Source organism: Pectinatus haikarae (assembly GCF_050916305.1).
Classification (GTDB): domain Bacteria; phylum Bacillota; class Negativicutes; order Selenomonadales; family Selenomonadaceae; genus Pectinatus; species Pectinatus haikarae.
Window position 1 is genome coordinate 2,105,727 of sequence record NZ_CP116940.1, and the last position, 13,137, is coordinate 2,118,863.

11 protein-coding genes and 1 riboswitch are annotated in these 13,137 nt (G+C 41.4%); of the genes, 3 read left to right on the forward strand and 8 right to left on the reverse strand.

Annotated features, from left to right (window positions below; genetic code table 11):
- Positions 1-10: 10 nt before the first annotated feature.
- The 8 genes from metK to hisD form a co-directional block, all read right to left on the reverse strand.
- Entirely contained in the window at positions 11-1,207 is a 1,197-nt protein-coding gene (gene metK, locus NXG61_RS10235) for a methionine adenosyltransferase (protein WP_196604768.1), read from the reverse strand.
- 140 nt (positions 1,208-1,347) lie between these two features.
- Positions 1,348-1,450, reverse strand: a riboswitch (SAM riboswitch).
- A gap of 125 nt (positions 1,451-1,575) precedes the next feature.
- Positions 1,576-2,775, reverse strand: a complete 1,200-nt coding sequence (coaBC, locus tag NXG61_RS10240; RefSeq protein WP_307223935.1) for a bifunctional phosphopantothenoylcysteine decarboxylase/phosphopantothenate--cysteine ligase CoaBC — start codon at positions 2,773-2,775, stop codon at positions 1,576-1,578.
- Positions 2,775-2,987, reverse strand: a complete 213-nt coding sequence (gene rpoZ, locus NXG61_RS10245) for a DNA-directed RNA polymerase subunit omega (protein WP_231038600.1) — start codon at positions 2,985-2,987, stop codon at positions 2,775-2,777. The genes coaBC and rpoZ overlap by 1 nt, the downstream gene beginning before the upstream one ends.
- Before the next feature lie 2 nt (positions 2,988-2,989).
- Complete coding sequence (gene gmk / locus NXG61_RS10250; protein WP_196604766.1) at positions 2,990-3,604, reverse strand: guanylate kinase; 615 nt, start codon at positions 3,602-3,604, stop codon at positions 2,990-2,992.
- Positions 3,605-3,877 carry an extracellular matrix/biofilm regulator RemA gene (gene remA, locus NXG61_RS10255; RefSeq protein ID WP_196604765.1) on the reverse strand — a complete coding sequence of 91 codons (273 nt, stop codon included), beginning with the start codon at positions 3,875-3,877 and terminating at the stop codon, positions 3,605-3,607.
- Positions 3,878-3,916: 39 nt separating this feature from the next.
- Complete coding sequence (locus NXG61_RS10260) at positions 3,917-4,834, reverse strand: YicC/YloC family endoribonuclease (protein WP_196604764.1); 918 nt, start codon at positions 4,832-4,834, stop codon at positions 3,917-3,919.
- Positions 4,827-5,666 (reverse strand): diaminopimelate epimerase, encoded by an 840-nt coding sequence (dapF, locus tag NXG61_RS10265; RefSeq protein ID WP_307223931.1) that lies wholly within the window; start codon positions 5,664-5,666, stop codon positions 4,827-4,829. Before dapF ends, NXG61_RS10260 begins: the two co-directional genes overlap by 8 nt.
- A gap of 96 nt (positions 5,667-5,762) precedes the next feature.
- Positions 5,763-7,025, reverse strand: coding sequence for a histidinol dehydrogenase (gene hisD, locus NXG61_RS10270; RefSeq protein WP_307223929.1), 1,263 nt, complete (start codon positions 7,023-7,025; stop codon positions 5,763-5,765).
- A gap of 280 nt (positions 7,026-7,305) precedes the next feature.
- On the opposite strand from hisD, the gene NXG61_RS10275 reads away from it, so the two are divergent.
- The 3 genes from NXG61_RS10275 to pcrA all read left to right on the forward strand — a co-directional run bounded on the left by NXG61_RS10275 (position 7,306) and on the right by pcrA (position 13,114).
- Positions 7,306-9,051 carry an Rqc2 family fibronectin-binding protein gene (locus NXG61_RS10275; protein ID WP_307223927.1) on the forward strand — a complete coding sequence of 582 codons (1,746 nt, stop codon included), beginning with the start codon at positions 7,306-7,308 and terminating at the stop codon, positions 9,049-9,051.
- A gap of 99 nt (positions 9,052-9,150) precedes the next feature.
- Entirely contained in the window at positions 9,151-10,800 is a 1,650-nt protein-coding gene (locus NXG61_RS10280; RefSeq protein ID WP_307223925.1) for a putative manganese-dependent inorganic diphosphatase, read from the forward strand.
- Positions 10,801-10,888: 88 nt separating this feature from the next.
- Complete coding sequence (pcrA, locus tag NXG61_RS10285; RefSeq protein WP_307223923.1) at positions 10,889-13,114, forward strand: DNA helicase PcrA; 2,226 nt, start codon at positions 10,889-10,891, stop codon at positions 13,112-13,114.
- Positions 13,115-13,137: the final 23 nt, after the last annotated feature.

Sequence of the window (13,137 nt, forward strand, 5' to 3'; positions counted from 1 at the left end):
ATATGCCAGATTACAAAGCAGCCTGCTGTTTTAAAAGAGCAGCCTTGTCAGTATGTTCCCATGGAAGGTCCACATCTGTTCGGCCAAAATGTCCATACGCGGCAGTCTGAGCATAAATGGGCCGGCGTAAGTCAAGCATTTTTATTATTCCGGCAGGCCGCAGATCAAAATGCTTACTGATTAATTCAGCGATCTTTTCTTCATCTATTTTGGCAGTACCGAAAGTATCCACCATAATGGATACAGGATGAGCTACACCAATGGCATAAGCCAGCTGAATTTCACATTTATCGGCCAGACCGGCAGCAACCACATTTTTGGCTACATAGCGTGCGGCATAAGCCGCAGAACGGTCAACTTTTGTTGGATCTTTTCCGGAAAATGCACCGCCGCCGTGACGGGCCATGCCGCCATAAGTGTCAACGATTATTTTTCGTCCTGTCAGACCGCAGTCTCCCTGGGGTCCGCCGATGACAAATTTGCCGGTGGGGTTTATATAATATTTGGTTTTATCATCGACCATGTCAGAAGGAACAACAGGCGCAATTACTTTTTCTTTGATGTCTTTTTCAATAGTTTCAAGAGAAATTTCAGGACCGTGCTGGGTAGAAACGACAATGGCTTCGATATGAACAGGTTTGCCGTTCTCATAAGCGACAGTGACCTGTGTTTTGCCATCAGGACGCAGATAATCAAGTTCACCTTTTTTGCGAACTTCTGTCAGGCGCCGTGAAAGGCGATGAGCTATGGCAATAGGAAATGGCATGAATTCGGGAGTTTCGTTTGTCGCATAACCAAACATCATGCCCTGGTCACCTGCACCAATAGCATCATCATCCTGTACGTTCATGATACCTTTTTTTGCTTCGAGAGCTTTATCGACACCAAGTGCGATATCGGCAGATTGTTCGTCAATAGATACAGATATACCGCAGGTTTGAGCATCAAAACCGTATTTTGCTCTTGTGTAACCGATCTGCTTTATTTTTTCACGAACGATTTTGGGTATATCCACATAGCATTTTGTAGATATTTCACCGGCAATATGAACCTGACCTGTGGTTATAAGAGTTTCACAGGCAACGCGGCCCTGCGGGTCTTGTTCCAGAATAGCATCAAGAATACTGTCAGAAATTTGATCAGCAATTTTATCGGGATGACCTTCTGTAACTGACTCTGATGTAAATAATACACGCTTCTGAGCCATATTTTTCCTCCGTCTTTGAGTTATTTCGACGAGCTGTGCCAGAGTTAACAGGCTTTATACACAGCTCATTGCTGACGGGCAGCATCGATAAATTGTAAATAAAAAAGCTCTCTATACAAGATAGAGAGCGTAAAAGCCTACTCTCATCTCATAGGAAAAACCTAAAGGAATTAGCACCGTTTGATAATATCAATGGTTGCCGCAGTTTCACAGGGCCCGTCCCTCCACTGCTCTTGATGAGCTCAATATTTATTTATGCATATATAATACGCCAGCTGATAATAAATGTCAACTTCTTTTATTTTCAGATTTTTGCAGCGGTTGATATGCTATTCTGTTTCTAGTTAATTAATCAGCACTCGAAAAAACTAACGATCAAAATATAGGATTATTCTATCCAAGATGACTGAGGCAAGAGCAGTTTTCGTCATCAGGGGAACATCTTCCACATTCTTATCCTTTGTAATGATTTTTACAATGTTTGTATCAGTATTAAAACCAGCATTTTTTTTACTGACATCATTAGCAATTATCATGTCCAGATTTTTGCGTTCTAATTTGTCCTGTGCAAAAGCAAGCAGCTTCTGTGTTTCGGCAGCAAAACCAACAAGGAATTGCCCATTTTTTTTCTTCTGCCCCAGACTAAAGAGGATATCAGGGTTTTTCCTGAGCGTAATCGTTAAGGTCTCCGCAGTTTTTTTGATTTTCTGGTCAGCAATGTCTTCTACGCGATAATCAGCCACGGCAGCAGCCATTATAATTATTTCGCTGTCGGGAAATTTTTCCTCTATGCGGCATTGCATTTGTTTTGCAGTTTCTACTTTTATAATGTTGACGCACGCGGGGGCAGTAAGCGATGTTTGTCCGGAAATGAGGCTGACATCAGCTCCTCTTCTGGCTGCTTCTTCTGCCAGAGCATACCCCATTTTTCCGCTGGAGCGATTGCCTATATAACGGACGGGATCGATCGGTTCCCTGGTTCCTCCCGCACTGATAAGAATACGTCTGCCGGACAGATCCTGTTTTTCAGAAAAAAATTTTGCTATTGCATCAACAATTTCAGATGGCTCGGGAAGCCGGCCAATACCATCTGTACCGCAGGCCAGACGGCCGCTGGCGGGCGTAATGATATGATGTCCCAAAGCGGATAATGCATGAAGATTACGCTGTAAAACCGGGTTTTTATACATATTTGTATTCATTGCCGGTGACAGGAAAATGGGAGCCGTAGTTGCCATCAAGGTAGTGGACAGCATATCGTCCGCAATACCGGCAGTAAGCTTGCCTATAATATCGGCAGTGGCTGGTGCAATAAGAGCAATATCGGCTTTTTGAGCCAGAGCGATATGTTCAACATTCCAGGTATGAACTTTTTCCCACATGCCGCTGCTTACAGGATTGCCTGTTATTTCCTGAAAAGTAAGCGGAGCAACAAACTTGGCAGCCGCTGCAGTCATTATTACATTGACTTCAGCACCGAGCTTGCGAAATCTGCTGGCAATTTCCACGGCTTTATAGGCTGCAATTCCCCCGCAGACACCGAGCAGGATATTCTTTCCCTTTAACATTATTTTATACCATTTTTTATGCGTTGAAAGGTAATTTTATTTTCTGCTACTTCTTCCAAAGCATTCGTGACATTTTTTGTAGAAACCTTTGATGCTCTGATTTTTGAACCATCAAGAATTTCACGTGCACGCTTGGACGCAAGAACGACAAGCGTATATTTACTGTCTACTTTGGGCATCAATTCATCGATCGAAGGATTTACTATATCCATAATTATATCTCCTCATTTTTTACTTTATCTAAAATTTCGATATTTCGTTCTGTGCGGCAATGTTCGGCTGTAATTATAGCATTGAGCTGACTGACAGCCTCCGTCACATTTCTGTTGACAACTAGATAATGGTATCTTGTACCAAGGGATATTTCACCGACAGCCGCATCAAGGCGTTTTTGGATAACTTCCTGTGTTTCTGTGCCGCGGCCGCGTATCCTTTTTTCCAATTCATGCAAAGACGGCGGCAAGAGGAAGATGAAAATACCGTCAGCAGCTTTCTCCATGACAGACAGGGCACCCTGAGTGTCTATCTCCAGCAGAACATCTTTGCCCTGCTCTCTGAGGCTGTTGATTTTTTCCAGAGGAGTTCCATAATAATTGTCATAAACTTTCGCCCACTCCAAAAGTTTATTTCCTTTTATCATTCTCTCAAAGTCTTTTTTATTCAAAAACCAGTATTCACGCCCGTTTCTTTCACCGGGGCGGGGCAGACGCGTGGTGGCTGAAATAGAATAAAAAATATTTTTATTCAGCGTCAAAAGTTTTTTGCAGACAGTACCCTTGCCTGTGCCGGAAGGACCGGACAGAATGATCAGATTTCCTTTGATGGGCATTTATTTATCTTTATCCTTTGCTATGTCATTATTATCGTCAATTATACGATTGGCTACTGTTTCTGGTTGGATGGCAGACAAAATCACGTGATCGCTGTCGACTATGATGACAGCGCGTGTGCGGCGTCCGTAAGTAGCATCAATCAGTTGACCGGCTTCTCTGGCTTCCTGAATAATCCGTTTTATGGGTGCCGATTCCGGGCTGACTATAGCAATTACTCTGTTTGCCGATACAATATTTCCGAAGCCTATATTGATCAATTTAATACTCATATGATCCAGCCTTTCCTTAAAATAAATGCAGCTGCGCATCTATTCTATATTTTGTATTTGTTCGCGGATTTTTTCTATTTCTCCTTTGACATCAACAACAAGCTGACCTGCCTGAGAAGAATTTGCCTTTGAAGCTATGGTATTTATTTCCCGGTTCATTTCCTGAACAATGAAATCCAGCTTCCTGCCGATATTGCCGCAGGCTTTAAGAGTCTGTTCAAATTGATCTAGATGGCTTTTTAATCTGGTAGTTTCTTCTGTATAATTGGTTTTTTCCGCGTAAATAGCTGCTTCCTGAATTATGCGCGTCTGGTCTATATCATTAGCATTAAGATATTCTCCAAGGGTAGTTATAAGATTCTGACGGTATTTTTCTACTATTGCCGGATTAAGCTCGCACAGACAGCCGGTCTTTTTTCGGATTATGTCGATGCGATATAGTATATCATGGCAAAGATTTTTTCCTTCCGTCAATTTCATCTGTAAAAAGACTGCCAATGCTCCTTCCAGCGTATTTATAAAATCATCCCGCAGACTTTCAATGTCAGGAATTTTATCTTCTCTTGTCAGTATGCCGGGATAGGCTGATAAAGCAATGAGTTCATGTATTGACATATTGCCGGAGAGCGGTTCTGAATTGATAATGCCAGCGATTTTCGTCAACGCTTTTTGATAAGAAGAAACAAGATTCCGGTCGACGGTAATACTGTTGCTATCACCAGTCTTATCAATAAAGTTGACATATATGTCGATTTTACCGCGCAGCGAGTATTTGTTCAGGCAATCATTGATGACCTGCTCCAAGGATCTCAGTCCCATTGGCAGATGAGCAGATACATCTTTGTACCTGTTATTGACTGACTTTATTTCTATGGTTATTTTGTAATTTTCTTTATCGCAGGCAGCTGTACCAAAGCCTGTCATACTTCGCACAGTCAGATTTTTTATTTTATTCACTGTAATATATACCTTCAAATACTTTTTTCGCCGGACCGGTCATGTATACATTATTGTCTGTCTCGTCCCAAGCGATGGCAAGATCGCCGCCGTCAAGTTCGAGCCGTGCTTTTCGGTCACATAGATCATTTAAGACGGAAGCAACAAGTGACGCGCAGGCACCGGTGCCGCAGGCCAAGGTTATGGCAGCGCCCCGTTCCCATACACGCATACGGAGATGAGTGCGATTGATGACCTGAACGAACTCCACATTGGTCTTATTGGGGAAAATTTCGTATTTTTCCAGTACGGGTCCCCATTTATTAATATCGATTTTTTTAATATCATCAACAAAAATAACACAATGAGGATTACCCATGGAAACACAGGTAATATAGAATTGATTGTCATCAACGGTTATTTGTTTATTGATTATATGTTCACTGCCACAGCCTTTTACAGGAATCTGTTCGCCAGCCAGTACTGGTTCTCCCATATTTACGCATACAGATGCTTTATTGTCAGCTGTCAGCCGCGGGCGCATAATACCGGCTTTGGTTTCTACAGTAAAAGAAAGTTTATCGGTGAGACCGGATTTATAGGCATCAAGGGCAAAACAGCGTATACCATTGCCGCACATCTCGGCTTCAGTGCCGTCAGAATTAAATATCTGCATCCGAAAATCACATGTTTTAGAAGGCAGTGTGAGAATAACACCATCCGCGCCTACGCCAAAATGCCTGTCACAGATGGCGGCAGAATGTTCCTGGATATCATTTATATTCTCATTGAACCCATTGACAAGGACAAAATCATTACCGCAGCCATGCCATTTGGAAAATTTTAATTGCATAATAAACCCTCCAGACCTTATAGTAATACATAATAATTGTAATATCTATTTGCATTTAATGCAACTATATTGAAAAAAGAAAAGAATATCCGAATATTATTCGAGTCGTATGGAAACAGATTTTTGGTGTGCCATAAGTCCCTCTACTTCTGCCAGATGCATACAGGTATCGGCAAGGTTTTTGCAGCCTGTCTGAGTTATATGCTGATAAAAGGATGTTTTAATGAAGGTTCCCACATAAACACCATTTGAATATCTGGCTGTGCGCATCGTCGGCAGAGTGTGATTAGTCCCTGAGCAATAGTCACCAAAAGCCACCGGCGTATATTCCCCGATAAATAGTGATCCATAATTTTTGAGTCGGCCGCTGAGTTTGACAGAGTCTGCGGTATGTATTTCAAGGTGTTCAGGAGCCAGTTTATTTGCCGCGTCCACCATTTCGTTTTCATTTTCGGCGAGAAGGATAATGCCGTTATCTTCCCATGATTTATAGGCTGTTTCACCTGTGGGCAATTCTTTTACATATTTTTTTATTTTTTCTTCTACTTCTTCGGCATATTTTTTATCCGTTGTAATTAAAATTGCTCTTGCGTTCGGATCATGTTCGCTCTGCGCAAGAATATCCATTGCTGTATAATCGGCATGTGTAGTGCCGTCAGCTATTATCAGTACCTCACTGGGTCCTGCAAGACTGTCTATCCCTACTTCACCGAGGACCTGTCTTTTGGCTTCTGTGACGTATCTGTTGCCGGGACCTACTATCATATCGACCGGTGTTATTGTCGATGTACCATAGGTCAGTGCACCGACTGCCTGTGCTCCGCCTACGCAATATATTTCATTGACACCGGCTATATCCATAGCCACCAGTACTGCGGGATGGATTTTTCCATATTTCTTTGAAGCGGGACTTACTGCGGCTATTCTCTTCACACCGGCGACCTTTGCCGGTATTGCCAGCATCAATGCTGTACTCGGCAGAGGATATCTGCCGCCGGGCACGTATGCCCCGCATGCATCCACAGGTATAAGCCTGTGACCTAATGTCACTCCGTCCACTTTGCTGGGGATTTCAAGTTCTTTCAAACATTCAAGCTGCTTCTTCGCGTAAAATTCTATTTGACTGGCGGCAAATTTTAAATGCCTTATAGTCTCCGGACTGATCAGCTTATAAGCTTCTTCAATGTCCTGCCGGGAAACTTTGATATTCTTTAGAGGTATGCCATCGAATTTTTCACTCAATGTTTTTAATGCGTCATCACCTTTTTCTTTTACGCTTTTTATTATTGATTCCACACTGCGGATAAGCTCGGGGGTACGTTCATAAGTTTTATGGGCAGCTTTTTTAATGGTTTGCATTTTTTATCAAATCCCCTTGTGTTTTTTATAAAGATTACTTAGTATTGTAACGTCGAGACGGGATTATTGCAATAATTTGACCGCAATATACATAGATGATATACTCAGTCTATTATTTTTGTCCCGTGATTGGATCAGTTTGGGTGTGTGTTCATCTTTAATGAACTGCAAACTATTGATCCTTTATATAATGATTTAATTGCAAGAAAATTTCAGCTGATCAGCTGAAATTTAAATTTATTTTACGGTAAAAGCTTTTATGAAGTGAAGGAGAAGAATAATGGGTCTCGATGGGTTTTCTCTTTATGCATCTGTATATGAACTGAATAAAATATTGACTGGCGGGCGTGTTGATAAAATTTGTCAGCCACGCAAAGCTGATATATATATTTCTGTACGTCTGCCGGGAAAAACGTATATACTGCATCTCTGTACGGACCCGCGTATGGCTTTTGCGGCTATAGCGGCGGAGCAGCCTGAGAATCCTCCGGAACCGCCGACTTTTTGTATGCTTTTGCGAAAACAGTTTGAAGGCGGACGGATAGCAGGGGTATCTCAGCTGGGATTGGATCGGGTAATGGTGTTTGAAATAGATACTTTGGGTGCCGGCGCGCTGATAATTACAAAAAAACTTTATGTGGAGCTGATGGGAAAGTACAGCAACGTGATATTGGTGCAAAATGACATTGTTATTGATTCTCTGAGGCGTGTAGGTGTTAACAGCAGCCGGGTGCGTACAGTTTTGCCTCAGCAGACATATCTGCCGCCGCCTCCTCAGGAGAGCATCAATGTACTGTTGACAACCGAGGAGAATTTTATTTCCCGTGTGAGAGAGCAGAGCGATAAAAGTATATATAAGGCTGTTTTGCAGCTGGGAGCAGGGTTTGGCCCGGTGACAGTCAGAGAATTATTGTTTTTAGCGGGATTACCTGCTGATATACCAGTGAATAAATTGAATGATGATGATTTTTCTTCTCTGACAGGAGCACTGCAGGAAATCATTTCTCTTTATAAAGAAAAGCAATTTATGCCTTTATTTATACAAAATGATGGAAATAAAGTGATAGCGATGGCTGCTTTTCCGCTACATAATTATCAGCAGCAGGTAAAAAAGTTTCCGACAATGAGCATGATGCTGGAAGCGGCATATGTTTTGATTGATGATTATATATCGCCGGAGAAGGAGCAGCTCCGTAAAGCAGCAGTAAATGAGCTGACTCGTCAGAAAAATAAAAAGGAAAAATTGATCAAGGAACTTCAGGCTGCCCAAAATGCTCAGGAACAAAAAAACAAAGCAGATAATATCATGACTTATCAATATCAATTTAAGGATCATATGGATGATATGATTGCAGTACCCGATATATATGATGAAAATGGGACACTATTAAAGATTGCAATGGATAAAAAGCTGACAGTCATTCAAAATATGCAAAAATATTACAATAAATATGATAAGCTGCGCCGTGCGGAAAAAATATTAAAGGAACAGCTAGCCTGCTGTTCCTTTAATATAGAATATCTGACCACTATAGAACTTTCTCTTGAGTCGTCTTCTGCCCTTTCAGAGATTGCCGATATAAGGGCAGAACTTGTAAAAAATGGCTATATTCAAGAAGAAAAACGCAAACGAATGGCACTTCCTGTGTCAACTCCGTTTAAATTTATTCTGTCGGACGGAAGTGAGGTCCTTGTGGGGAAAAATAATTTCCAGAATGACAGACTTACGCTGAAGACAGCACAGCCGGATGATATATGGCTGCATACAAAAAACATACCGGGTTCGCATGTAATAATACGGACAGCGGGCAGGCTGCCGGAACAACAAAGTATAGAAGAGGCTGCAATGCTGGCCGCTTATTATTCAAAAGCCAGAAATTCATCAAAAGTGCCTGTTGACTACACAATGTGCAGATATGTAAAAAAACCGTCAGGAGCAAAGCCCGGGTCTGTCATTTTTACCAATAATAAAACGTTATACGTCACCGTAAAGGAAAATTTGCTGCAAAAACTGAAGCAGATATAAAAAATACTATGTAAATCTTTTGTGTGAATGGTATTTGATGTATAATATTATCCAAGATATACTTAGATGATATGAAATGATCTGGAGGTAGTATTTTTAATGCATGAAAAAAAACCGATATATGTTATAGGACACAGGAACCCCGACACGGATTCTATCTGCTCTGCCATCAGCTATGCTAATTTTAAAAGATCTCTGGGGACTGATGCCGTTGCCGCACGTGCGGGCAAGATAAATAAAGAGACCGAATTCGCACTGAACTATTTTAATATGAAAAGTCCCGAATTGGTTACTGACATATATCCGCGTGTAAGCGATATAATGCCGGAAAATCATACTGTAATAAGCGAAAATGATAACCTTCGCAGTCTGGGAAAGCTGATGCGGGAAACTGACGTTAAATCTATTCCAGTTGTGGCTGGAAAAAGTGCCTTAGTGGGAATAGTCACAGTAAGTGATCTTGCCAAGCGCTATTTTGATGATCTTGGGATGCAAAGCTTTTCAGATACCAGGGTAACTGTGAAGGATGTGCTTTCAATTATTGACGGGATGGTGATGGTTGACGGCGATGAAAATAAGGTAATTGACGGTGATGTCCGTATAGCTGCAGGCAGCCTGCGGATGATAGAGGAAATAATCGAAGAGAATGATGTAGTACTGGTGGGCGACAGGATGGCAGCTACGCTGAAGGCCTGCCTTGAAAAGAAAATAACATGTCTTATAATCACCGGCAACGGGAAAGTCCCTGCGGAAGTGATAGAGGAAGCCCGGCACAGAGGCGTCATTGTTCTATTGACACCGTATGATACATATACATGCGCCCGGCTTATCAATCAGTGTGTTCCGATATCACGCATCATGCAGACTGATGTTACATATTTTAAACCTACTGATATGCTCAGTGATATAAAAGGCATAATGGAAAAAAAGAAATTCCGCAATTATCCGGTAGTAGAAAATGATCAGGTAGTGGGTATGGTAAGTGCCGACAAAATGATGGAACCGGAGAAGACAGAATTGATTTTGGTAGATCACAATGAACGGACACAAGCTGTTGAAGGTATTGAAGAGGCACGCATCCTTGAAATAATAGATCATCACAGGCTGGGCGGATTGCAGACAGGTGAACCAATATTTACCAGACAGGATCGTGTAGGCTGCACAAGCACGATAGTGGCAGATATGTATTTTCAGTATAATGTGGAAATACCAAGGCAAATAGCGGGATTGATGCTTTCTGCCATAATATCGGATACAGTGCTTTTCAAATCGCCCACCTGTACGCCTCATGACAAAGAAACGGCGGAAGCCTTGGCACAAATTGCTGAAGTTGATGTTAATAAATATGGTATGGAGCTTCTTAAGGCAGGCTCTGACGTTGCCGGTATGACGGCTCTGGAGATCGTAAAAAATGATATGAAGGAATTTCAGATAGGTGACCGGCGGGTGATCGTGAGTCAGACTTCCGTTATGGATAGTGAAGATATATTAAAAAGAAAAGACGAACTGCTGAAAAATATGAAGCAGGTGTGTGAAAAAGACAACTATGATATGTGTCTCGTCATGATCACAAATATCCTTGAAGAGGCGACAAACCTATTGTTTGTGGGAGAACCAAAAACTCTTATAGGAGAGGCATTCAAAAATGATGCATCAGATAATATAATTTATCTGCCTGGAGTAATGTCGCGCAAAAAACAGATAATACCGCAGCTTACCGAGGCGGCCAAAAAATATACAAAGAGTTGATCGGATAAATGCTGCTGTGTTAGCTAATTAATGCGGCAGCATTTCTTTGTTTGGCATTATTATAAAATAAAAATTGCAGGAGGATATTTTGAATATATTTGACGGACTCAATCCGGCGCAGAAAAAAGCCGTGGAACATACAGAAGGGGCATTGCTGATAATGGCGGGTGCAGGTTCCGGCAAAACAAGAGTGCTGACATGCAAAATAGCATATCTTCTGCAAAAAGGCATTTCACCGTATCATATTCTGGCGATAACTTTTACTAATAAGGCGGCTGCTGAAATGCGCGACCGCGCTGATACAATGATCGGTGATACCGCTAAAAATGTCTGGCTCAGTACGTTTCATTCTTTTTGTGCCCGTCTGCTTAGAATGGAAATAGAACATACCGGTAAATATAAAAAGAACTTTACCATCTATGATACTGCGGATTCGCAGACACTTATAAAAAATTGCTTAAAGGAATTGAATCTTGATGAAAAGCAATATGCTCCTTATGGTATCCAGTCGGCTATTTCCAATGCCAAAAATATAATGCTTGCACCAGCGGATTTTGCCGGACAGGCAGGAGATTTTTTTGAACAAAAAACAGCCGAAATTTATACAATGTATCAAAAACATTTGGTGGATAATAATGCGCTTGACTTTGACGATCTGCTGATGATAGCTGTTGAGCTTCTCGAGCAAAACAAAGAAGTGAGAGAAAAATATCAGGAAAGATTTCATTATGTATTAGTTGATGAATATCAAGATACAAATGGGGCACAATACCGTCTTACAAAAATACTTGCCGCTAAGTATCGCAATTTATGCGTTGTTGGTGATGCGGATCAATCAATATATGGCTGGCGCGGTGCCGATATAAGAAATATTATGGATTTTGAAAAGGATTATCAGGAAGCCGCCGTTATAAAATTGGAACAAAATTATAGATCAACACAGAATATTTTGGCTGCGGCAAATGCAGTTATTGAAAATAACCTGAACCGTAAACCAAAAGAGCTTTGGACGGAAAATCCGCAAGGTGACAAGATAGCCATTTATGAATCTTTCAATGAACGGGATGAGGCACGCTATATAGCAGAAAACGCGATCAAGCAGAATACTATTTATAACACTTCTTATAATGACATGGCCGTTTTATATAGAACGAACGCGCAGTCTCGCTCATTGGAAGAAGGGTTCATGCGGGCAGGGGTGCCTTATACTATGGTAGGCGGCCTGAAATTTTATGACAGAAAAGAAATAAAAGATATAATGGCGTACTTAAAAGTCATCTTTAATCCGGATGATCAAGTAAGTCTTATGCGTATAATCAATGTGCCTAAAAGAGGCTTGGGAGCGACCACCTTAAGCAAAATAGGTGAATTTGCATCAGCTAATAATATGGGGATTTTTGATGCTGTTTCAAGTACTGATGCGATCCCTGGGTTGTCAGCCAAGGCAAAAACGTCACTTGCTTCTTTTGCCGAACTTATTTTTAGAATGATGACAGCACAGACGGATATGACAGTACATGAGTTTATCCAGCTGGTTATGGATGAGTCTGGCTATATGATTGAGCTTCAGGCTGAACAGAAAATAGAAAATGAGACACGCATTGAAAACTTGAAAGAATTGTTGAGCGTTGCCAAGGATTTTGAAAAAGAAAATGAAGAAAATTCCAGTCTGGAAAATTTTCTTAATTCAGTTTCCCTTGTTGCTGATATAGATAATGCGGATTTTGATGAAGACAGGGTAACACTGATGACACTCCATGCGGCAAAAGGTCTGGAATTTCCTGTAGTCTTTATGGCCGGTATGGAAGAAGGAATTTTTCCTCATTCGCGTACATTAATGAATGAAGAGGAAATAGAAGAAGAAAGGCGTACATGCTATGTCGGAATAACCAGAGCGCAAAGAAAGCTGTACCTCACCAATGCGAAAAGCCGCATGATATATGGAAGAACAGTGATGTATCCGCCGTCCAGATTTTTGAAGGAAATTCCTGTTCAATATATAGAACAGGAGCAGTCAAAGATTTTGACTAATGCATTTGTTGCTTCACCTTTAAAGAATGAGCATATGCGCAGTGCGAAAGATTATATAAAAAAATCTCCTTACAGCAGTTCATCGGCTGCGGCGCGGCCCGGAGTAAAACCGGATATGAGTGTGGAATGGAAGGCAGGCGATAAGGCAAAACACAGTAAATGGGGAACAGGCACTATTGTGTCGGTGAAAGGAAGCGGGGAGGAAATTCAGCTCACGATAGCTTTTCCGGAGCTTGGTATAAAAAAATTGATGCAAAAATATGCACCCTTGGAAAAAGTATAGGATATTCATATGAGGCAGGGAGA

Excerpts from the sequence above, each read along its gene's own strand:
- NXG61_RS10280 (WP_307223925.1), top strand. The coding sequence starts at position 9,151 with ATGCATGAAAAAAAACCGATATATGTTATAGGACACAGGAACCCCGAC.
- rpoZ (WP_231038600.1), bottom strand. The coding sequence starts at position 2,987 with ATGGATATAGTAAATCCTTCGATCGATGAATTGATGCCCAAAGTAGAC.
- remA (WP_196604765.1), bottom strand. The coding sequence starts at position 3,877 with ATGAGTATTAAATTGATCAATATAGGCTTCGGAAATATTGTATCGGCA.
- coaBC (WP_307223935.1), bottom strand. The coding sequence starts at position 2,775 with ATGTTAAAGGGAAAGAATATCCTGCTCGGTGTCTGCGGGGGAATTGCA.
- dapF (WP_307223931.1), bottom strand. The coding sequence starts at position 5,666 with ATGCAATTAAAATTTTCCAAATGGCATGGCTGCGGTAATGATTTTGTC.
- hisD (WP_307223929.1), bottom strand. The coding sequence starts at position 7,025 with ATGCAAACCATTAAAAAAGCTGCCCATAAAACTTATGAACGTACCCCC.
- NXG61_RS10275 (WP_307223927.1), top strand. The coding sequence starts at position 7,306 with ATGGGTCTCGATGGGTTTTCTCTTTATGCATCTGTATATGAACTGAAT.
- gmk (WP_196604766.1), bottom strand. The coding sequence starts at position 3,604 with ATGCCCATCAAAGGAAATCTGATCATTCTGTCCGGTCCTTCCGGCACA.
- metK (WP_196604768.1), bottom strand. The coding sequence starts at position 1,207 with ATGGCTCAGAAGCGTGTATTATTTACATCAGAGTCAGTTACAGAAGGT.